Source organism: Maricaulis sp. (assembly GCF_030149235.1).
Taxonomy (GTDB): Bacteria; Pseudomonadota; Alphaproteobacteria; order Caulobacterales; family Maricaulaceae; genus Maricaulis.
Genome location: NZ_JASBRW010000004.1, coordinates 17,959 through 37,878, shown reverse-complemented (window position 1 = coordinate 37,878; position 19,920 = coordinate 17,959). Strand labels below are relative to the sequence as shown.

Here is a 19,920-nt window from a genome sequence, read left to right as displayed (position 1 = left end):
TCCTAGTCCTCCTCGACGCGCCAGGGGGGGTCGATACGGTTCTTTCCGGCGTGATAGATCTTGATCTTGTGCCCGTCGGGGTCTTTCAGGATCGCTTCGCGCCAGAGCCAGCCCATGTCTTCCGGCTCGTTCTCGAATTCAAAACCGCGGTCGCGCAGACGCGCGACCTCGATATCAACCTTGTCACATTCCAGATAGATCACCGCACCGGTGGATACCGGACCGTCTGCGACTTGCAGGGAGAAGGTGGTGTCACCCTCCGGGGCAAGGAAACGGGCATAGTGCGGGCTATCGACGAGGAGCCGAAAACCGAGCCGGCGATAGAAACTGCGCGAACGCGCCAGATCGGTGACCGGTATGGTGATCTGGTTAAGGCGCATCCGGTCCTCCAGCTCGCGGATCAGCGATCTCCCCGAGCGGCCGCAAGAGCCGGTCGAGGGCCAGGTCGCTAAGGAGATAAGCCCAGCCCTCGCTCTGCTCGGCAAGCAGCGCGGCCGCCTGGGCGGCATCATCGGTCAGCGCCCGGGTCCGGATCCGGGCCCAGCGCGTCTCGCCCTGGGCGATGATGTCGAGCGTGACCTCAAGCCCTTCAAACGTCTCTGCCGTATGTGATCCGACGATCGCGCCCGTCAGGCGTTCCGTGAGCCGCACATCCCGGAAGCGGATACGGCCCAAACTTCCCGCGGGGCCATTGCCGGCCCCGGCGGTGATCGGAGTCCAGCCGGCGGGTTCGCGCAAGGCGAAATTACGGGCCGATCGGGCCGGGCGTTCCAGCGTATAAGCGGGGCCGGTTTCCGGCTGGATGCGAACCCGGGCAATCGATGTCCGGCCCAGTTCAAGGAAACCCAGATCGAGCCATTGGTCGGCGGACTGGGTCAGGGCCGCGGCGCTGGTGCCGTCGGCCAGATCGGCGGCGAAACTGTGCGGCTCGCCAGGCAGGCGGAAATACATCGTCCGACCACGCGTTTCACCAGCCAGCATCTCGACCAGGACTGCACCATCTACATCGCGCACAACGAGGCGGGCACCGCCACCGGATTCACCGGGTTCGGCCAGGCCGAGAGCCGTGTATTTGGCCGGGTCGGCGGTCCGCACACCGCTATAGGCGAGGCCGGACAGCAAGCCATCAAGGCCGGCGATTATATCGGCACGGACCGGGTAGTTGTCCCGGCTCGGCATGACCCAGACATTGCCGCTCCGGACCACGGTGAAGCGGTCTTCACCATGGGTAACTTCGATCTCGGCGACGGCCGAGGCCTGTTCCGTCCAGGCCGTGAACACCGGGCCTTCCATGACAGGCTGCCATCCGCGCCGGGCGTCGAGCACGGAAACCGTGACGGCCAGCACAAATGCTGCGAGAGCGAGACCGCCGACGATGAGAATGTGCCGGGCACGCTGTTTGTCGATCGGCTGACTCATGGCTTACGCCTCCGCCGCCGTACCAGACTGCCCAGGATCGCGCCGAAAATCACCAGGGCCGGCGGGACGCCAATGGTCCAGAACTGCAGGGATGCGTCGAGGGCATCGATATCCTGCCGGAAGTCTCGCTCTACATCGCGCAATTGCCGGCGCGCATCGCTGATCTGTGCCCGCAGGGCCAGCGCATCACTACGCAGCTGCTGATCGCCGCCATAGAGCGCCGATGTGCCGCCCGTGCCCTGCAGGCGTTCAAGCTCGGCTTCAGCGGCACTGATCTCGCTTTCCAGCCGGCTCTGGGTCTCGAAATAGCGCTCCTCGGCCTGCGCGCGCAGCGCTTCGACGCGCAGCATGGGCCGGTCAGAGGGCGTGCGCGAACGCAGCCGCACCAGGGCCTCGTCACCGAAGGCGGCATCAACCAAGTTCATCGCCAGGTTCAGATTGTCGGCGACGATGAGTTCGCTGCCGACCGCATCTCGGCGGACATAGAAGGTATCATCGAGCCAGTCTGCGTCGGCGATGATCGCCACTTCGCCGCTGCGCCCGGCCTCGGCCAGATGGTCGGCAGGATTGAAGAAACCGCCCTCGGCCGGGGGTCCTTCGGGAAAGGCCGTCGAGAACCGCCCACGCAGCCGCCCGCCCAGCACCAATGGCTGCGGCGCGCGCTCGTAATCGCGCAGCAACTGGTCTGGCGAGGGTGAACCAGCGGCGATATCGGCATCCAGCAGCGCCCCTTCAGGGCTGGTCGTCAGCAGCGGCAGCAGCTCCACCCCAGTCCCCGGATTGAAGAACAGGGCGCCGGGCGAGCCGAGATTGATGCCGAGATCAAGCGCCGAGGTGGCCCGGTCATCGCTGTTGAGCTGGGCCGGGCTGAGGGCGAACCAGAGCGGATAGGTCCTAGAGCGCGGCCGGCCATCCGCCTCGACGACCTGGACTTCCAGGCCGAGCGAACGGTCCATGGCGACGACAGTCTCGTCCCAATTCATACCCCAATGCGCCAGCAGCGGTTCGAAACTGGACCCGCGCTGGGCGTCGAGCGGCGGCAGTCCGTCCGGCCCCGGGCGCAGCGCCATGTGGGCCATCGGGTCGAGAAACAGGATCAATCGCCCGCCGCGCATCAGGAACTGATCGATGCGATAAGCCTGGGCCGCGCCGAGTTCGGCCGGGTGTAGGGCCAGCAGAACCTCGACATCGGGCAGGTTATCGAAATCGTGCTCCACCCAGTCGATTTCATAGGCCCCGGCGAGCTCGCGCACAAAGCGGTTGGGGGCGCCATCATCGGGCGAGATCGGCAGGCTGGTGAGGATGGCCAGCCGCGGTGTCCGGGTGCGCTCGATATCGGCAATGGTCCGGGTCAGATCGTATTCGAGCCGCGCCTCCATTTCCGGGTCGAACAAGGGAATGACCGCCTGCTGATCGATCGAATTGCGCGCGACCAGGCCAAAGAAGATGGTCTCGCCTGTATCGGTCGGGATCGGGGTCAGACCAGCCGACAGCGCCAGGTCCTCATCCTCGGAGAAGGGCTGTGGATCGATCTCGATCAGTTCCAGCCGCCCGCCCGAGCGCTTTTCATAACCGCGCAGGAATTCACGTACGCGAGTGGCGTAACTGCGGATCGCGGGATAATCGGCCGCCAGGGCGCGGGAATAATAGAATCGCCATTCGACCGGTTCATTGAGGCGGTCGAGAATGTCTTCGGATCCGGGCGACAGGCGGTAGAGCCCATTCTGGGTCAGGTCGAGCCGGACGCCAGCGGGACCCTGGCTGACCAGGTGATTTCCGGCCAGGAAGAGCACAACAATGCTGGTCAGCATCAGGGGCAGATAGAGTGCGCGTTTCATCGCCCACCCCCGCGCCGTTCGGCGATCAGCACGCCGGCACAGGCCAGCGAGGCAATGATCAGGCCGATGAAGAAGGCCACATCGGTCAGCGCGATCACCCCGTTGCGGAAGGCATTGTAATGCTCCAGCGCGCTCAGCCCGGCGATGAATTCGGAGATAGCAGCCGGTGCATTATCACCGACTACGGCAAGGACGATCGGCAGGCCGGTCATGGTCAACAGGAAACAGGCGCTGGTGCCCAGAACAAAGGCCACCACCTGGTTCGAGGTTGTGGCCGACAGAGCCTGGCCCAGGGCCAGATAACCCCCGGCCAGCAGCAGGGCGCCGAAATAGCCGGTCAGGATGGCGGCATTGTCCGGATTGCCGAGATAATTGACTGCAATCCACATTGGGAAGGTCAGCACCAAGGCAAGCGCCGCAACGCTCCAGGCAGCGAGGAATTTGCCCAGGGTCGAGGCCCAGAGCGGGATCGGAAGCGCCATCAGGAATTCCAGCGTGCCGCGATCGCGCTCCTCGGCCCAGCTGCGCATGGCCAGGGCCGGCATCAGGATCAATAACAGCCAGGGCATGTAGTCGAAAAGGGGCGCGAGGTCGGCCCGGTTGGTGTCGAAGAAGCGGCCCATATGGAAGGCCAGGGCCGGGGCGGCGCTGGCGAAGACCGCCAGGAAGACATAGGCCAGCGGGGTCTGGAAATAGGCCAGGAGTTCGCGCCGGTAGACGGCATGGAGGGCATGTATCACGCGGCACTCTCCCGCGTCTCCGGCTCCAGTGTCAGCGCCCGGAAGGCACTCTCTACCGAGCCGTCCCGGCCCTTCTGTTCCAGCGCATGCGGTGTACCGTCGAACAAGACCTTGCCCGCTGCGATGACGATCGCGCGGCTGCACACCGCGGGGACTTCCTCGAGGATATGGGTGGAGATGATGATCGCCTTGTCCGGCGCCATTTCGCGGATCAGGGCGCGAACGCCGTCCTTCTGATTGGGATCCAGTCCATCGGTCGGTTCATCCAGGATCAGAACGGCCGGGTCATGAGCGATTGCAGCAGCGAGGGCGGCACGGCGTTTGAAGCCCTTGGACAACGTCCCGATCGGCTGGTCCGCCGCCTCGGCAAGACGCACGCGCTCGATCGCCAGTTCACAGGCGCGGTCCAGGGCATCGCTACGGAAGCCACGGGCGCGCAAGCCGAATTTAACGAAACCCCGGGGCGTCATAGCCGGGTAGGCGGGCGCGCCTTCAGGAAGGAAACCCAGCCGGGCCTGCGCCTCCAGGCGGGCCTCGACACAATTATATCCGGCGATCGAGGCGATACCGGCATCGGGCTCAAGACAGCCGGCCAGCATGCGCATCGTGGTGGTCTTGCCTGCTCCGTTAGGACCAAGGAAACCCAGCACCTCGCCCTTTTCAAGGGTGAAGCTGACACCCTGTACGGCGCGTTTGGTCTCGAAGCTTTTAACCAGGTTGTCGGCAACCAGCATGGGGCAGTGCTCAGGTCAGCGGGACATTAGCGTTAGCGCGACCGGACGCACTTGGCCAGAGCCAAAGCAGCGGCAAAGCAAGTTGCGGATTGAAGGGGTTAAGGATGGGTGTCGACCGGCCGCAGCTCCGAGATCCGGGGGGCTGGGGGGGCTGTCTAAAACCAGGACCTGAAGCCTTGATGCGTCCGGCCGACGAGGAGGACGGTGGAGGCCACCTGTGGCGGCATGGTGCCGGGATTGCGGCGACTTTTGGGCAAACCCGTGAAAACTTTGTAAGCTAATTTGTGCGACACAACTGTCAGGAGAATTTGTGTGTTCGAGAGCTCTCAACCCGGGAAATCCGCTAGCGCCAGCGTCATGTGGCACCGCCGCGAACTGGATCAGATCCTGCGCGTCTATGGTCGCCTCGTGGCCCAGGGCGAGTGGAAGGATTACGCCATCGACGGGTTGAAGGACTGCGCCATTTTCTCGATCTTCCGCCGCGCCAGCGAGATTCCGGTCTACTCCGTGATCAAGACACCGGCTGACCGCAACAAGCAGGGCGAGTACAAGGTGGTGGCTCTAGGCGGCCAGATCCTCAGGCGCGGCCACGACCTGGCCCAGGTGCTCAAGGTCTTCGACAAGAAGAAGTTCACAGTGATCGACTAGCGGCACTGTCAGGTCACCGGCAAAGAAAAACCCCCGGGGCGACGCGCCCCGGGGGTTTTCTGTTGGCGAAGTGCCAGACCCTATTCACGGCTACCGAGCAGCGAGAGGATGATCTGGAACATGTTCACGAAGGCGATGTACAGGTTCAGGGCGCCCATATTGGTCATAACAGCCATGGAGCGCTGATCACCGGAGATCTGGTAGTACATGACTTTCAGATCCTGGGTCTGCCAGGCGATGACGCCCGCCATCAGCAGCAGCACGATGAGCTGCAGGCCCAGCTCGAGAATGCCGGACTGGAAGAAGAAGGCATTCGCCAGGCCAAGCAAGATGGCACCGATCATCGCCATGAACAGGAAACTGCTGATCGGCGACAGGTCACGTTTGGTGGTGTAGCCGAAGAAGGACAGCGCCAGGAAGGACGAGGCGGTGATCAGGAAGGCTTGGGCAATAGTGCCGAAATCGACCTGAAGCGTACGGCCACCGACGGTCTGGGCCGCCTGGCCGGACGTCGCCATGATGACCCAGAAGCTGAGGCTGGCGCCAATCAGGGCGACAATGGTCCAGTACAGGAGTGCGCTACTCATCGGTGACGGGTTGCGCATCAGGAAGGCCGAACCAAGCAGCAATGCCAGCGGACCCCACTGCACAACGAAGAGCAGTGGAGTACCAAAGACCAGCTGGGTCAGCGGGGCAAAGGTACCGACCGCATAAGCGATCGCAGCCGAGATCAGGAGGCCGAGGGCCATCTTGTTGTATACGCCCAGCATGAAGCTGCGCAGGCCAGCATCGACAGACATGTCCATGGACGGCGCGGCGCCGTAGGGACGCGAAAAATCATTCATTGCTTACTTCTCACGATTGCAATCACGCCACGATAGGCGCTTTGCCGCATAATATCGTCACCTTGGACAAAAATGGCAAGGCGGGACGGAAGGGGGTCCGCGTCCCCCCTTATCCCCTATTAAAGGTGTGACATCGTGGCGAACTGAGCCTAGATCAGGCACGCATCTGAGAAGTCAGGAAAATTGGGATGGTCATGCGTTTGTTTGCCGCCATCGGCCTGCCGCAGGAGGTCCGGCCAGAAATCAGCCGCCTGCAACGCGGCGTCGCCGGAGCGCGCTGGCGGCCGCCGGCAAACCTGCATGTTACGCTGCGCTTCTTTGGCGATGTCGACGAACGCCAGATCAAGGATCTCGATGGCGAGCTGTCTGCCATCAGCCTGCCGCCTTTTACCCTGGACATTCATGGCAGTGGCTGGTTCGGCCGGGCTGAACCGCGCGCGCTCTGGCTCGGGGTAGTCCCCAGCGACGCCCTCCTCTACCTGCAGCATCGTTGCGAGCGGGCCGCCCGCCGGACGGGCCTGGAGGCGGAGACGCGAAATTACAAACCGCATGTAACCTTGGCCTATCTGAGGGGCACCCCGGAAGACCGCCTGCGACGCTTTGTCGAACGCACCGCGAATTTCCGCATCGAGCCGCTCGCCGTGACCCATTTCTCGCTTTATCGCAGCTGGCCGAGGCGCGGCGACAGCAATCTGTATGAGAACCTGGCTGACTACCCGTTGGGCTAGTCGTCATCCGCTTCCGGCTCGATCTGAACCTGGACCTGGAAACCGATCCTTGTGCCGGTCTGGCGGTTAGGCTCGATCAGCAGCCGCCCATTGAGCAGCCGGACAATGCGGCTTGCGATGGCGAGACCCAGCCCGGTTTCGCCCTCATTGATGACGTGGTTGGGATCCGCGACGCGTTCAGCAATAACCGGTTCCATTCCCACCCCGGTATCGCTGATCCAGATCTGAAGCCACAGCCGCTCGGCCGCCGCAGCGTGCACGTCAGTCTCGATCAGGACAGAGCCGGACGGCGTGTACTTGATGGCATTGGAGACGAGATTGTTCAGCGCCTGCTTGACCAGAACCACATCGCCGATGACCAGGCCCTGGGCGTCATCAGTGCACTTGGTTTTCAGGTCCAGCCCCTTCTCGCTTGCGAAAGGCTGGTACAGCGCCTCGACATTGCGAGAGAGTTCGCACGGAGAGAATGACTGGGTCCGTAGCTCGATCTGCCCGCTCTCCAGCCGCGCCAACTCGAGCACATCATTGACCCGGGTGAGCATGGCCTTGGCGGATTGCTCAAGTGTTGTCAGGAGCTTGCGCTGATCGCCCGTCATGTCTGTATTCGACATCAGGCTGGCCAGGCCGATGATCCCGTTCAGCGGCGTTCTAAGCTCATGGCTGATACCCACTAGGAATTCAGATTTGGAGCGATTGCTAACGCGCTGGCGCTCGGCCTTGGCGATCAACTCGGTCTCGGCATCGGAGCGGCTGCCGAGTTCCTGGCGCAAGGCCGCCTCGGAGCGCTGCATACGGCCAAACATCGTGATCAGCCGGCGCAGGAGCTGCAGGAAACCCACAATCATGAAGATCGCCGAGATGAAATTGATCGGGGGCTGAACGTCTTCGTGCAGATAGCGCGAGAAAGCGAGGGCCTGGTCGATGCCCACCAGCCCCGGGCCGAGGACAAGGGTTATCAGATCAAAGGCATAGAATCCGAGCCTGAGAAACAGGCCGATCATGATCAGGAAGAAGTCGCCACGGAGCTCAGAAAGGGCGGGCGTTTGAGCGCAGCGGATCAGCAGGACAATCACCATGATTGTCACAGCGGCGTAGAATAAATCGAGGACGCTCGTTACGAGCACCGGGTCCAAGATCATTGCCTACCTATCCGGCTCCCCCAAAGCACGGGGCACACACTCGCTCCAGCCTATTAAAACGAAATTAACTTCAGGTTTTGGCCCGAAATAAGCCTCGCGCTCTCGGGCAAGCGAGTAAAGCCCTAGCGTCGCCTACGAATATTTCATGAGCCCGCTTGTATTCCGCAATTTGACCTCCGGCCGGTTTGGACCGGCCGGAGAGGGCGCTGAAATCAGTCGTTGCGTCCGAGCCGGCGGCGGCGCTGTGCCAGCAATTGCAGACGCAGGGCATTGAGACGAATGAAGCCCTGAGCGTCCTTTTGGTCGTAGACGTCATCATCTTCGAAGGTGACGTGCTCGAGCGAGTAGAGCGAGGCCGGCGAGGAGCGGCCGACAACATTGACGCTGCCCTTGTAGAGCTTGAGACGCACTTCCCCACTGACAAACTCCTGACTCCGGTCGATCGCCGCCTGCAGCATCTCGCGTTCCGGCGAGAACCAGAAGCCCTCATAGACCAGCTTGGCGTAGCGCGGCATCAGCTCGTCCTTGAGGTGGCCGGCGCCCCGATCAAGCGTGAGTTGCTCGATGCCGCGATGCGCAGCCATCAGGATTTCCCCGCCTGGCGTCTCGTAAATGCCGCGCGACTTCATGCCGACAAAGCGGTTCTCGACGAGGTCGAGACGGCCAATCCCGTGACGGCGACCCAGTTCGTTGAGCGCCGTCAGCAGGGTTGCCGGCGACATGGCTTGGCCATTCAGAGCGATCGCGTCGCCGGCTTCGAAGTCGAGGGTGATGTATTCCGGCTGGTCCGGCGCATCTTCCGGGCGCAGCGTGCGCTGGTAGACCATCTCGAAGGCTTCTTCCGACGGATCCTCGAGCATTTTGCCCTCGGAGGAGGTGTGCCAGAGATTGGCGTCGACGGAGAAAGGCGCTTCACCGCGCTTGTCGGTCGGTACATCAATACCGCGCGATTCCGCGTACTCGATCAGTTTGGTCCGCGAGGTCAGCTCCCATTCGCGCCAGGGCGCGATCACCCGCAATTCCGGATCGAGAGCATAGACGCCGAGCTCGAAACGGACCTGGTCATTACCCTTGCCGGTCGCACCGTGCGCCACGGCATCGGCGCCGGTCTCGTGCGCAATTTCAACCAGCCGCTTGGAGATCAGCGGCCGGGCGATCGAGGTGCCGAGCAGGTAAAGCCCCTCATAGACGGCATTGGCGCGCACCATCGGGTAGACGTAATCGCGCACGAATTCCTCGCGCAAATCCTCAATGAAAATCTCGGATACGCCGGCCGCTTCAGCTTTTTCCCGGGCCGGGCCCAGCTCCTCGCCCTGACCCAGATCGGCGGTAAAAGTGACGACCTCGGCATTATACTCTTCCTGCAGCCATTTCAGGATGACCGACGTATCCAGTCCACCGGAATAGGCAAGGACGATCTTGTTGATAGGGCGCGAGGTGGTCATGACGAAGGTCTCCGGACAAGCTGTTCCCGCTCGCCTAAACCTCTATGCCTTCCATGACAAGCCGTTGCGCTGGCAGGTGGCCTCCGGAGAAGCGGTTTCGCAATGCGGGAATGGGCTGCAGCCCGGCTGGACAAGCGCGAAAATTCGCCTCAACTAGGCAGCGTAAGAACAGGAGCCTGTCATGTCCCGCCGCCTCTCGCTCATCACCGGAGCCTCCTCCGGTATCGGCAAAGCCCTCGCTCAGGAATTCGCCGCCAATGGCTGGGACCTGGCCCTCGTTGCCCGGCGCGAGGATCGCCTGCGCGCCCTGGCCGACCAGCTTGAGGAACAACACCGCATCGACACCCTGGTCATTGCCGCCGACCTCAATGATCCGGCCGCGCCCAAGGCCATTGTCGATGCCGTTGAAAGCCGTGAACGGCAGATTGACGCGCTGGTCAATAACGCCGGCTTCGGCCTGCCGGGCACCTATACTCGCACGACCTGGAAACAGCAGTCCGACTTCATCCAGCTAATGTACACGAGCTATTGCGAGCTGGTGCACCGGGTCATGCCGGGCATGGAAGAGCGCGGCTATGGCCGTATTCTTAACGTCGCCTCGGTCGCCGGCATCATGCCAGGCTCGCGCGGGCACACCTTGTATTCCTCGGTCAAGTCGGCGCTTATCAAGTTCTCGCAATCCCTACATCTGGAAGGGAAAGCGGCGGGCATCCATGTCTCCGCCCTGTGTCCGGGCCTGACCTACTCGGAATTCCATGACGTCAACAATACGCGCAAGCTGGTGTCCAAAATGCCGAAATTCTGGTGGTTGGAAGCGGAAGAGGTGGCCAAGGCCGGCTACGACGCCCTGCAGCGCAACCAGGTGGTCTGCGTACCGGGCCTGTGGTGGAAATTCCTCACCGGTCTGAACCAGGTTCTGCCCGGCCCGGCCTCCATGTGGCTAATGGACCGCCAAAGCGCCAACCTGCGCAATACCGGTGAGGAAGCAGCGGAGAAAAGTGCCGGCTAACCAACTTGCCAAATCGCATCGCGACAGCCTAAAATCGCGCTTTATGAGCCAATCTGATCCCCGCCTGATCGCCGCGCTGGACCTTCCCTCCACCGGCGACGCCCGCTCGCTCGTGCAAACGCTCGGCGAGAGTGTCAGCTTCTACAAAATCGGCCTGCAGCTCCTGCCCATTGGCGGGATGGATCTCGCCCGCGAGCTCAAGGCTGCCGACAAGCAGGTCTTCCTCGATTACAAACTGCACGACATTCCGGCCACGGTTGAAAAAGCCACGCGCTCCATCGTCACCGCCGGGGCCGATCTTTTGACCGTGCATGCCGAGCCCGCTGTCATGCGGGCCGCCCATACCGGCCGCGAGGGATCGGACCTGAAAATCCTCGGGGTCACGGTGATGACCTGTTATGACGACGAAATGCTCGAGGAAATGGGCTATGGCTTCAAGGCGCGCGACCTGGTCCTGCGCCGGGTCGAGCAGAGCCTGGAGGCGGGGATTGACGGCATTGTTGCCAGCGCCCAGGAAGCGCCCGAAATCCGGGAACGGTTTGGCAATGGCTTCCTGATTGTCACGCCGGGCATCCGGCCCGCAGGCGCCGATGCAGGCGATCAGAAACGCGTGGTCACGCCGGGTGATGCGATCCGCAATGGCTCGACCCATCTGGTCGTTGGCCGGCCCATCAACGCCGCACCCGACCCCGCTGCAGCGGCACGCGCCATCACAGCAGAAATGGCGGGCTAGAGGCGACGTCAGAAGTCGCTGACAATGCCCTTGCGTTCCCAGTCACCGAATCGGGTCGGCTCCGGACCTTTCGGACCGCCCTGCTCGTCCGGCATGACTTCCGTTTCAGCTTGAGCCGCGCGGCGGGCCGCGGCTTCTTCCAGCGCCCGCTTGGCAGCCGGGCTCAGCGCCTTGCCAGGCGCAGCATTTTCCACCGTGGCGGCAGGGATTTCACCGGGGGTATTCCCCCCTTGATCGGGTGTCTCGGTCATACCAACTAAATAGGCGAAATGCCTGCAAAGGCAAAACGGCAAACACTGATCCGAGAGTCTCACCGCATGACCGGCAATACGCTGCGCACCTTCTTCCTCCTGGCGGGCATGACCGCGCTTTTCATGGGCATTGGCTACATGCTCGGAGGCGCGGGCGGTGCCATGATCGCCCTGGTCTTCGCTGCGGGCATGAATCTCTTCGCCTGGTGGAATTCCGCCGATGCCGTTCTGCGCATGCATGGCGCAAGGGAGATCCGCGTCGATGAGCGCGACCAGCGCCTGCGCCAATATGCGTCGGATGTAAAAGCGCTCGCCTTCAAGGCGCAGATGCCCGAGCCGCGCATATATGTCATCGACACAGACCAGCCCAATGCCTTTGCCACCGGCCGTGACCCGCAGCACGCCGCTGTCGCCGCGACGAGCGGCCTGCTCAACCGCCTCAACCGGGAAGAGGTGCAGGGCGTCATGGCGCACGAGCTGGCGCATGTAAAAAACCGCGATACGCTGACCATGACCGTGACCGCCACCCTGGCCGGTGCCATCGGCATGCTGGCCAATTTCGCTCTCTTTTTCGGCGGCAATAACCGCGCCGGGCTGCTGGGCACGATCGCGCTCATGATCTTTGCTCCAATGGCGGCGATGCTCGTGCAATCGGCGATCTCCCGCTCACGCGAGTACGAAGCCGACCGCGTGGGTGCGGAAATCCACGGCAATCCGATGGCCCTCGCCTCAGCGCTTGAGAAGATCGAGCGCAGCGCTCGTCAGACCGTGAATGAACAGGCCGAGCGCAATCCGGCCACGGCCCACATGTTCATCATCAATCCGCTCAACGGTCAGCGCATGGATAATCTGTTCTCGACCCACCCCGATACGGCCAACCGCATCGATCAGTTGCGCAAGATGGCGGGGGCCGCCGCACCGGTCCGTTCCGGTCCCTGGGGACCGCGCGGACCCTGGGGCTAGCGGCCCTTGCGATTAGACGGGGAAGGCGCGGCGTGCTAGCTGCGCGGCCATGACGGACGATAAAGATCCCCGCCGCTTTGCGGTCGACGCCTATATCCGCATCACCAAGGACCGCCGCACGCTTGAGCCGGCGCTGGAAACCCTGCGCGGTTTCAACGCCCTGACCCCGCGTGACAAGGCCTTTGCGCGCTTGCTCCTGGCCACAAGTTTTCGCCGCCTGGGCCAGACGACGAAAGTGCTCAATTCCTTCCTGACCCGCCCGCTGGATGGCTCAACCCGGTCAGTCCAGGCCATCCTGGTCACCGGCGCGACCCAGCTGTTGTGGCTAGACACCCCGCCCCATGCCGCCGTTTCGACGGCCATGAAGCTGGCGGAAGACCGCCAGGATGCGATCAAGTTCAAGAGCGTGATCAATGCCGTGCTGCGCCGCGTCGCCAAGGAAGGCAAGGCGATCGCTGGAAAGCTGCCGCCGTCTGAAAACATCCCAGATTGGCTGCGCGCGCGTTGGCGCAAGACCTATGGCCCCGGCCAGCTCAGCCGTTTCGCGGCGGCCGGGCTGGATACCCCGCCGCTTGATTTCAGCCTGCGCGATGGCAGCAAAACGGACCACTGGGCCAAGGAGCTGGAAGCCGATATCCTGCCGACCGGCACGCTGCGCCGGGCCACCGTCGGCCAGGTCGCGCAATTGCCTGGCTATAAGGATGGCGCCTGGTGGGCCCAGGATGCCGCCGCAGCCCTGCCCGTCAAACTGCTCGAGCCGGAAGCCGGGCAGAGCATTATCGATCTGTGTGCAGCGCCAGGCGGCAAGACCATGCAGCTCGCGGCCGCTGGCGCCGATGTCATTGCCGTCGACAGCTCAGAACCCCGCATGAAGCGGCTGCTCGAAAATCTCGAGCGCACCGGCCTCAAGGCCACGGTCGAGATTGCCGATGCGCGCAATTACAGCCGCGAAGAGAAGGTCGATGCCGTTCTGCTCGACGCGCCCTGTTCCGCGACCGGCACGCTGCGACGCCACCCGGAAAGCCCGTGGATCAAGACCGAGGCCGATATCCGGCGTTTCGCAGGTGTGCAGCGCGATCTGGCGCGTGCCGCCTCAAAACTGCTCAAGCCCGGCGGACGCATGATCCTGTGCACCTGCTCGCTGGAGCCCGAGGAGGGCGAATACCTGATCTCCGACGTGCTCAAGCGCGACAAGAGCCTGAAGACCGACAAGGTGCGCCCAGAGGAAGTTCCGGGACTGGAAGAGGCGATCAATGAGCGCGGGCATTTGCGCCTGACCCCGGCGATGTGGCGCGAGCACGGCTCACTCGACGGGTTTTTCATTGCAAGGCTGCGAAAATCAGCTTGATTTGACGCTTGTTTATACCGAGCAGGCAGGCCTGCTTGCACCCTGTCTGACGCACTGATATCCGGTTTCCCCATGCCGCAATCACCGATTATCTCGCCTTCCATCCTCTCCGCCGATTTCGCCAAGCTCGGCGAGGAGGTCCGCGCCATCGACGCTGCTGGCGCCGACTGGATCCATATCGACGTCATGGACGGGCATTTCGTGCCCAATCTGACGATCGGGCCGGGAGTGGTCAAAGCCCTGCGTCCGCACTCGGACAAGCCGTTCGATGTGCACCTGATGATCGAGCCGGTCGATCCCTATCTCGAGGCCTTCGCCGAAGCCGGGGCTGATATCATCACGGCCCACCCGGAAGCCGGTCCGCACTTTCACCGCACCGTCCAGTCGATCAAGGCGCTCGGTTGCAAGGCCGGCGCCGCCCTCAACCCGTCCACGTCCGCGGAAACGCTCGACTACATGCTCGAGGAGCTCGATCTGATCCTGATCATGAGCGTCAATCCGGGCTTTGGCGGCCAGAGCTTCATTACCAGCCAGCTGCGCAAGATCGAGACGCTCGCGGCCTGGATCGAAAAACGTGGTCTTTCGACCCTGATCGAGGTGGATGGCGGCGTGAATGCCCAGACCGCCCGCCAGTGCGTGGACGCCGGCGCAAAGGCCCTCGTGGCCGGCTCGGCCGTGTTCAAGGGCGGCCCGGCTGCCTACGCTGACAACATCCAGACACTGCGAGGCTGAGCCCAATGGCGCGCGCGGTCGGCTTTTCCGATTACGCCAGCGCAAGCTGGCTGGCCGTGCGGCGTGAGGCTTCGTCCACTATCAATGCGCTCGGCCTGCCGCGCCTATTGCCGGCCGCCAGCCTGCCCGGTGATGGTCTCGATCAGCTACCCGACGATTTCTACAGCCCGGACAGCGAACGCGGTGATGCCATGTGCGACGGGCGGTTTGCCTTCGCCGGAGATCAGCTGAGCGCACAGGCCGGGGCTGACATCTGGGCCATGCTCGCCCCGAGCCGGACCTTCGCCACCCGTCTTCACGGCTTTGGCTGGCTGCGCCATGTCATCGCCGCGGAACAGCATGACGGCGCCGCAGAAGCGCGCCGCCTGGTCGATGCCTGGATCGCCAAGTTCGGCAGCTGGAACAGTTTCGCCTGGTCGCACGGTGTTCTGTCCTCGCGGATCCTAAACTGGCTGCGCTGTGGTGAGGTCCTATTCGGCGATACCGGCGAGCCGGACAAGGCCCGCCGTACCCGGCTACGCGCCCTGAACCGGCAGGTCCACTATCTCAAGCGCGCCATCAACCTCGCCAATGACGGACCGGTCCGCTTGCGCTGCGCTGTCGCCCTGAGCCTGTCGGGCCTGTGCCTGCCGCGCCAGTCGGGCCTCTACAAGTCCGGGCTCGGAGTCTTGGCGCGCGAAGTGGAGCGTCAGATCCTGCCAGATGGCGGTCATGTGACGCGCTCCCCACGGGCGACCATGGAAGCCCTGATAGACCTTGTGACGCTGCGCGATGCGGCCGAGTATGCACAATTGCCGGTGCCGGTCAGCCTGCAAAAGGCGATCGACCGGCTGCGCCCGATGACGCGCTTTTTCGAAATGGCCGATGGCGGACTGGCGGCCTTTCACGGCAGTGGCGAAGGTGACCGCGCAGCATTGGCCGCAGCTCTCGCGCGCGATGAGAAGCCGGCGAAACCCTTCGGCTTTGCGCCCCATTCCGGCTATCATCGCTCCGAAGCGGGCGGGGCCACTGTGCTGTTCGATGTCGGTGATGCGCCGCGTGGCGCGCTGAGCACCGCTGCTCACGCCAGCGCCCTGGCCATTGAAATGTGCACGCCGGGCGGCCGCCTCATCGTTAATTGCGGCTGGCATGACGACCAGGCCTCGAACTGGCGCGAAGCCGTTCGTGCCACGGCGGCACACTCCACGCTGGTCCTGGAAGAGGGCTCCTCGGCCCGCCTTCTGCCACCAGGATGGCAGCGCAATCTGCTTGGGCCCCGCCTGGCCACCCGGCCGGGGCAGGTCACCGCCCGCCGCAATGAAGGCGATATGGGCGTCTGGCTTGAAGGCGCCCATGAGGGTTATCGCGAACGCTTTGGCCTGTTGCACCGGCGCCGCATCTTCCTGGCCGCCGATGGCGGCGATCTGCGCGGTGAGGATGCGCTATACCGCCCGGTCGAGGATGGGCCGCCGGAGGATGTCGATCGCCGGCTGCGATTTGCCGTACGTTTCCATCTTCACCCCGATGTGCGGGCCTCGCTGTCGCGTGACAATATGAGCGCGCTTCTGGTGCAGCCCAATGGAGATGGTTGGCGCTTCCGGACAGATGGGGGGCCTCTAACCCTAGAACGTTCCGTCTATCTCGCCGCCGGCGGGCCGCCCCAGCGCAGCCAGCAGATTGTCATCTTTGGTGAGGCGGAATCCTATGGGGCAGGCGACAAGCCGCCAAATCGTGTACGCTGGGCTTTCCAACGCCTTGGCCGCGTTGGCGGAGCCGGAGGGGAGGCTGAGTGAGTACGCCGCGTCCAAACCCTAGTGAGGGACCGCTGCAAAGCAACTGGACCACCATGGGATGGGTGGCCCTGTACGATCTAGCAGCTGGCGCGGTGGCGATGTGGATCGCCGTCACGATCCGCTATTACTATCATGATACGCCAGCTCCCGACGGGATCGCCCTGCAGGCGGTCACCATCTTCGCCCTGTCCTGTGCCATCGTCTTCCCACTGCAAGGCCTGCACCGAGGTGTCTGGCGCTATACCGCGCTCAATGACGCGGCCCGCATTGTCCAGGCCGTCGGTGTCGCCAATCTCGTCTTCTTGCCCGTCCTCTTTCTGATCAACCGCCTCGATGGTTTTCCGCGCACCAGCATCCTGATCGAGATCCCGATCCTGATCGGCCTGCTGCTCGGTGCCCGCATGGTGGTGACCGCCTGGTATACTCAGGGCCTGCGCACGGCCTTCCGCTTCGAGGACCGGCAAAAGCCCGCCGCCATTCTGGTCGGGAGCCAGGTCGATCTCGACGATGCCCTGCGCGATCTGGCGCGCCGAAATGGGTCTTCCCCGTTCCGCCCCAAGGGTCTTGTCGAACCGAATGCGGCGCTGACCGGGCGCTCTATCCGCGGTGTTCCGGTGCTCGGGGGGCTCGATGCCCTGCCCGACGCGCTCTACAAGCTATCCAGCGCCGAGAAGATTGCCCCGCGGATCGTGCTCGCCGGGGAGCGGACCAATGTCGAAGTCGTGAATGCGCTGATCCGTATCGCCTCGGTGACCGGAGCCAAGCTTTCACGGGCGCGCCCGGCGAAGGGGCCCGGTGCTTTCTCGTCGGTAGAAACCGCAGACCTGCTCAACCGCCCACCCCGTACCCCCGATCTCAAACCGGCCCGGCCACTGATCGAGGGAAAGCGCGTCCTGGTGACGGGCGCCGGCGGAACAATCGGCTCGGAACTCGTACGTCTGGCCGCTCAGCTCAACCCCGAACGTCTCATCCTGCTCGATGCCTCCGAGGCCAATCTCTACGAGATCGACATGGAAATGCGCCGGACCCAGCCTAATTGCAGCTGGCGCGCGGTGCTGGCCGATGTCCGAGACCCGGACCGGCTGGACAAGGTGTTCGGCGAGGAAAAACCGGACGTCGTCCTGCACGCTGCCGCTCTCAAACACGTGCCCATGAGCGAGATGAATCCGGGCGAGGCCGTACGTACCAATGTGCTCGGCACATCTTACACTATCGAGATGGCGCGGAAGCATGGCGTCAAGATCCTGACCCTGATCTCGACCGACAAGGCCGTTGAACCGACCAATGTCATGGGCACCACCAAACGCGCTGCCGAACTGCTGGCCCAGGCCGAGGCGCGTAAGGGCGATAAGACCCGTATCTGTATTGTCCGGTTCGGCAATGTGCTCGGCTCGACAGGATCAGTCGTTCCCCTGTTCGAGCAGCAGATCGAGACCGGTCAGTCGGTGACGGTGACAGACAAGGAAGCGACGCGCTATTTCATGACCGTCGGCGAGGCCTCAGGTCTGGTTCTGGCGGCAGCCGCACAGACCGCGGCTGACCCCGAGCTCAACGGCACGCTCTACGTGTTTGACATGGGCGAACCGGTCTCGATCCTGCGCCTCGCCCGCCAACTGCTCCGTCTGCGCGGACTGGATCCAGATGCTCCAGGAACGATCCGCGTCATCGGTCTGCGACCGGGCGAGAAACGCCATGAAGCGCTCATCTATGCCTTCGAGCAGACTTGCGAGACCGAAATCGACGGTGTCTGGTCGATCAATGGCCCGGCGCCGGAACAGGCCGCGGTCGATGCGGTACTCGAGCGCCTGCTCGACGCGGCGCGGCGTAATGACCTGGTCGCCATGCAGGCGGCACTGAAACAGGTTGGCGGACTGACGCCGCAAAACTCTTCTCCTGCTGTTCAGGAGCTTTCCCCATCCGGCGCGCCGTGATAGGCCGCGCATTTCGAATTTGAGCCAGCAGGGAGCTGCCCGCATGTCCGCCATGGATCTCGTCCCCATTCGCCGTGCGCTGATTTCCGTATCCGACAAGTCCGGCCTGATTGAACGCGCTGGCAAGCTGCGGGATGCGGGCGTCGAACTGCTCTCGACCGGAGGCACGCTGCGCGCCCTGACCGAGGCGGGCCTGGAGGCCCGTGATGTCGCCGAGGTCACCGAATTCCCGGAAATGATGGATGGCCGCCTGAAAACGCTGCATCCGCGCGTGCATGGCGGGCTGTTGGGGCGCCGTGACCACCCGGAAGACCGTGAGGCAATGGCCGAGCACGCCATCCCCCATATCGACCTGCTCTACGTCAATCTCTACCCGTTCGAGGACACGGTCGCGCGCGGTGCCGACGAAGCCACCTGCGTCGAGAATATCGATATCGGCGGCCCGGCCATGATCCGTGCGGCGGCCAAGAACCATGCCTGGGTCAATGTCTGTGTCGATGGCGCGGATCTCGACCAGGTCCTGGCCGATATGGACGCCAATGACGGCTCGACTTCGCTGGAGCTGCGAAAGCGCCTGGCCGCCAAGGCCTATGCCCGCACCGCCGCCTATGATGCGGCGATCTCTGGCTGGTTTGCCGAACAGCTCGACACGCCGGCACCGGACTTCCGAGCCTTTGGCGGCGGCTTGCAGCAAGCGCTTCGCTATGGCGAGAACCCGCACCAGCGCGCGGCCTTCTATGCCTCGAGCGAAACCCGGCCGGGCATCGCCACCGCCCGCCAGGCCCAGGGCAAGGCGCTGAGCTATAACAATCTGGCTGATGCCGACGCGGCCTTTGAACTGGCCGGTGAGTTCGACTCGGCCGACCGGGCCGCCGTCGTCATCGTCAAACACGCCAATCCGTGCGGCGTGGCCCAGCACGACACCCTGACCGGCGCCTATGAGAAAGCCTTCGCCGCCGACCCGATCTCGGCCTTTGGCGGGATCGTCGCCATGAACCGCCCGCTGGACGCGGAAACCGCCGGTGAGCTGGTGAAAATCTTCACCGAAGTGGTGATCGCTCCGGCCGCGGACGAGGATGCCCTCGCCGTACTTTCGGCCAAGTCGAACCTGCGCGTTCTGCTGACCGGCGGCATGCCGGACGCGGCCCAGTCCGGCTGGCTGACCAAGACGGTAGCCGGCGGTCTCCTGGTCCAGGAACGCGATATCGGCAGCGTCACCGCTGACCAGCTCAAGACCGTCACCCAGCGCGCACCGAGCGAGGCGGAACTGCGCGATCTGCTGTTTGCCTGGAAAGTTGTCAAACACGTCAAATCGAACGCCATCGTCTACGCCCAGAACGGTGTCACCGCCGGTATCGGCATGGGTCAGACCAGCCGCCTGGAAGCTGCCCGCCTGGCGGTGCGCAAGGCCCAAGCCACGGCCGAGGAAAACGGCTGGGACACGCCGCGCACGCAGGGCTCTGTCTGTGCCTCTGACGCCTTCTTCCCGTTTGCGGACGGCCTGCACGCCGCCGCCGAAGCCGGCGCCACGGCGGTCATCCAGCCGGGCGGCTCGATCCGCGACGAAGAAGTCATCGCCGCGGCGGACGAAGCTGGCATCGCCATGGTCTTCACCGGCATGCGCCATTTCCGCCACTAGGCGTAA

19 protein-coding genes are annotated in these 19,920 nt (G+C 63.6%); 10 read left to right on the top strand and 9 right to left on the bottom strand.

The features are described from left to right. Positions 1-2: 2 nt before the first annotated feature. The 5 genes from Q1V51_RS00440 to Q1V51_RS00420 are packed head-to-tail and all read right to left on the bottom strand — an operon-like array spanning position 3 to position 4,731. Positions 3-380 carry a VOC family protein gene (locus tag Q1V51_RS00440; RefSeq protein ID WP_300551651.1) on the bottom strand — a complete coding sequence of 126 codons (378 nt, stop codon included), beginning with the start codon at positions 378-380 and terminating at the stop codon, positions 3-5. Continuing rightward, entirely contained in the window at positions 370-1,419 is a 1,050-nt protein-coding gene (locus tag Q1V51_RS00435; protein ID WP_300551649.1) for a DUF4340 domain-containing protein, read from the bottom strand. The genes Q1V51_RS00440 and Q1V51_RS00435 overlap by 11 nt, the downstream gene beginning before the upstream one ends. Then, positions 1,416-3,257 carry a Gldg family protein gene (locus Q1V51_RS00430; protein ID WP_300551648.1) on the bottom strand — a complete coding sequence of 614 codons (1,842 nt, stop codon included), beginning with the start codon at positions 3,255-3,257 and terminating at the stop codon, positions 1,416-1,418. Before Q1V51_RS00430 ends, Q1V51_RS00435 begins: the two co-directional genes overlap by 4 nt. Then, positions 3,254-3,997 carry an ABC transporter permease subunit gene (locus Q1V51_RS00425; protein WP_300551647.1) on the bottom strand — a complete coding sequence of 248 codons (744 nt, stop codon included), beginning with the start codon at positions 3,995-3,997 and terminating at the stop codon, positions 3,254-3,256. The genes Q1V51_RS00430 and Q1V51_RS00425 overlap by 4 nt, the downstream gene beginning before the upstream one ends. Next, a complete protein-coding gene (locus tag Q1V51_RS00420; RefSeq protein WP_300551645.1) occupies positions 3,994-4,731 on the bottom strand; it encodes an ABC transporter ATP-binding protein in 738 nt (245 codons plus the stop codon). The genes Q1V51_RS00425 and Q1V51_RS00420 overlap by 4 nt, the downstream gene beginning before the upstream one ends. Before the next feature lie 357 nt (positions 4,732-5,088). Here Q1V51_RS00420 and Q1V51_RS00415 point away from each other — a divergent pair, with 357 nt between their 5' ends. Then, complete coding sequence (locus Q1V51_RS00415) at positions 5,089-5,379, top strand: DUF2794 domain-containing protein (protein WP_366522676.1); 291 nt, start codon at positions 5,089-5,091, stop codon at positions 5,377-5,379. Between the two features lie 80 nt (positions 5,380-5,459). Here the strand turns inward: Q1V51_RS00415 and Q1V51_RS00410 are convergent, their stop codons facing one another. Next, complete coding sequence (locus Q1V51_RS00410; RefSeq protein ID WP_300551641.1) at positions 5,460-6,224, bottom strand: Bax inhibitor-1/YccA family protein; 765 nt, start codon at positions 6,222-6,224, stop codon at positions 5,460-5,462. A 188-nt stretch (positions 6,225-6,412) separates the two neighbouring features. On the opposite strand from Q1V51_RS00410, the gene thpR reads away from it, so the two are divergent. Then, complete coding sequence (gene thpR / locus Q1V51_RS00405; RefSeq protein ID WP_300551639.1) at positions 6,413-6,952, top strand: RNA 2',3'-cyclic phosphodiesterase; 540 nt, start codon at positions 6,413-6,415, stop codon at positions 6,950-6,952. On the opposite strand, the gene Q1V51_RS00400 is transcribed toward thpR, so the two are convergent. Then, positions 6,949-8,091: a HAMP domain-containing sensor histidine kinase gene (locus Q1V51_RS00400; RefSeq protein WP_300551637.1), complete on the bottom strand. Its 1,143-nt coding sequence runs from the start codon at positions 8,089-8,091 to the stop codon at positions 6,949-6,951. The genes thpR and Q1V51_RS00400 overlap by 4 nt on opposite strands. 212 nt (positions 8,092-8,303) lie before the next feature. Next, complete coding sequence (locus Q1V51_RS00395) at positions 8,304-9,536, bottom strand: argininosuccinate synthase (protein ID WP_300551635.1); 1,233 nt, start codon at positions 9,534-9,536, stop codon at positions 8,304-8,306. Positions 9,537-9,717: 181 nt separating this feature from the next. Between Q1V51_RS00395 and Q1V51_RS00390 the strand changes: the two genes are divergently transcribed. Continuing rightward, positions 9,718-10,545: an SDR family oxidoreductase gene (locus Q1V51_RS00390; RefSeq protein ID WP_300551633.1), complete on the top strand. Its 828-nt coding sequence runs from the start codon at positions 9,718-9,720 to the stop codon at positions 10,543-10,545. Positions 10,546-10,588: 43 nt separating this feature from the next. Next, positions 10,589-11,278 carry an orotidine-5'-phosphate decarboxylase gene (pyrF, locus tag Q1V51_RS00385; protein WP_300551631.1) on the top strand — a complete coding sequence of 230 codons (690 nt, stop codon included), beginning with the start codon at positions 10,589-10,591 and terminating at the stop codon, positions 11,276-11,278. Positions 11,279-11,286: 8 nt separating this feature from the next. On the opposite strand, the gene Q1V51_RS00380 is transcribed toward pyrF, so the two are convergent. Continuing rightward, complete coding sequence (locus Q1V51_RS00380; protein WP_300551629.1) at positions 11,287-11,529, bottom strand: DUF1674 domain-containing protein; 243 nt, start codon at positions 11,527-11,529, stop codon at positions 11,287-11,289. Between the two features lie 66 nt (positions 11,530-11,595). Here Q1V51_RS00380 and htpX point away from each other — a divergent pair, with 66 nt between their 5' ends. The 6 genes from htpX (at position 11,596) to purH (ending at position 19,914) form a co-directional block, all read left to right on the top strand. Next, on the top strand, positions 11,596-12,492 hold the full coding sequence (htpX, locus tag Q1V51_RS00375) for a zinc metalloprotease HtpX (RefSeq protein WP_300551627.1): 897 nt from the start codon (positions 11,596-11,598) through the stop codon (positions 12,490-12,492). A gap of 49 nt (positions 12,493-12,541) precedes the next feature. Further along, entirely contained in the window at positions 12,542-13,840 is a 1,299-nt protein-coding gene (locus tag Q1V51_RS00370) for an RsmB/NOP family class I SAM-dependent RNA methyltransferase (protein ID WP_300551625.1), read from the top strand. A gap of 72 nt (positions 13,841-13,912) precedes the next feature. After that, positions 13,913-14,572 (top strand): ribulose-phosphate 3-epimerase, encoded by a 660-nt coding sequence (rpe, locus tag Q1V51_RS00365; RefSeq protein WP_300551623.1) that lies wholly within the window; start codon positions 13,913-13,915, stop codon positions 14,570-14,572. Between the two features lie 5 nt (positions 14,573-14,577). Then, positions 14,578-16,344, top strand: a complete 1,767-nt coding sequence (locus Q1V51_RS00360) for a heparinase II/III family protein (protein WP_300551621.1) — start codon at positions 14,578-14,580, stop codon at positions 16,342-16,344. Beyond that, entirely contained in the window at positions 16,341-18,275 is a 1,935-nt protein-coding gene (locus Q1V51_RS00355) for a polysaccharide biosynthesis protein (protein ID WP_300551620.1), read from the top strand. Before Q1V51_RS00360 ends, Q1V51_RS00355 begins: the two co-directional genes overlap by 4 nt. Positions 18,276-18,318: 43 nt before the next feature. Next, a complete protein-coding gene (gene purH, locus Q1V51_RS00350) occupies positions 18,319-19,914 on the top strand; it encodes a bifunctional phosphoribosylaminoimidazolecarboxamide formyltransferase/IMP cyclohydrolase (protein ID WP_300551619.1) in 1,596 nt (531 codons plus the stop codon). Positions 19,915-19,920: the final 6 nt, after the last annotated feature.

Coding starts and splice junctions, on each gene's coding strand:
- Q1V51_RS00440 (WP_300551651.1), bottom strand. CDS start 380: ATGCGCCTTAACCAGATCACCATACCGGTCACCGATCTGGCGCGTTCG.
- Q1V51_RS00435 (WP_300551649.1), bottom strand. CDS start 1,419: ATGAGTCAGCCGATCGACAAACAGCGTGCCCGGCACATTCTCATCGTC.
- Q1V51_RS00430 (WP_300551648.1), bottom strand. CDS start 3,257: ATGAAACGCGCACTCTATCTGCCCCTGATGCTGACCAGCATTGTTGTG.
- Q1V51_RS00420 (WP_300551645.1), bottom strand. CDS start 4,731: ATGCTGGTTGCCGACAACCTGGTTAAAAGCTTCGAGACCAAACGCGCC.
- Q1V51_RS00415 (WP_366522676.1), top strand. CDS start 5,089: ATGTGGCACCGCCGCGAACTGGATCAGATCCTGCGCGTCTATGGTCGC.
- Q1V51_RS00410 (WP_300551641.1), bottom strand. CDS start 6,224: ATGAATGATTTTTCGCGTCCCTACGGCGCCGCGCCGTCCATGGACATG.
- thpR (WP_300551639.1), top strand. CDS start 6,413: ATGGTCATGCGTTTGTTTGCCGCCATCGGCCTGCCGCAGGAGGTCCGG.
- Q1V51_RS00400 (WP_300551637.1), bottom strand. CDS start 8,091: ATGATCTTGGACCCGGTGCTCGTAACGAGCGTCCTCGATTTATTCTAC.
- Q1V51_RS00395 (WP_300551635.1), bottom strand. CDS start 9,536: ATGACCACCTCGCGCCCTATCAACAAGATCGTCCTTGCCTATTCCGGT.
- Q1V51_RS00390 (WP_300551633.1), top strand. CDS start 9,718: ATGTCCCGCCGCCTCTCGCTCATCACCGGAGCCTCCTCCGGTATCGGC.
- pyrF (WP_300551631.1), top strand. CDS start 10,589: ATGAGCCAATCTGATCCCCGCCTGATCGCCGCGCTGGACCTTCCCTCC.
- Q1V51_RS00380 (WP_300551629.1), bottom strand. CDS start 11,529: ATGACCGAGACACCCGATCAAGGGGGGAATACCCCCGGTGAAATCCCT.
- htpX (WP_300551627.1), top strand. CDS start 11,596: ATGACCGGCAATACGCTGCGCACCTTCTTCCTCCTGGCGGGCATGACC.
- Q1V51_RS00370 (WP_300551625.1), top strand. CDS start 12,542: ATGACGGACGATAAAGATCCCCGCCGCTTTGCGGTCGACGCCTATATC.
- rpe (WP_300551623.1), top strand. CDS start 13,913: ATGCCGCAATCACCGATTATCTCGCCTTCCATCCTCTCCGCCGATTTC.
- Q1V51_RS00360 (WP_300551621.1), top strand. CDS start 14,578: ATGGCGCGCGCGGTCGGCTTTTCCGATTACGCCAGCGCAAGCTGGCTG.
- purH (WP_300551619.1), top strand. CDS start 18,319: ATGTCCGCCATGGATCTCGTCCCCATTCGCCGTGCGCTGATTTCCGTA.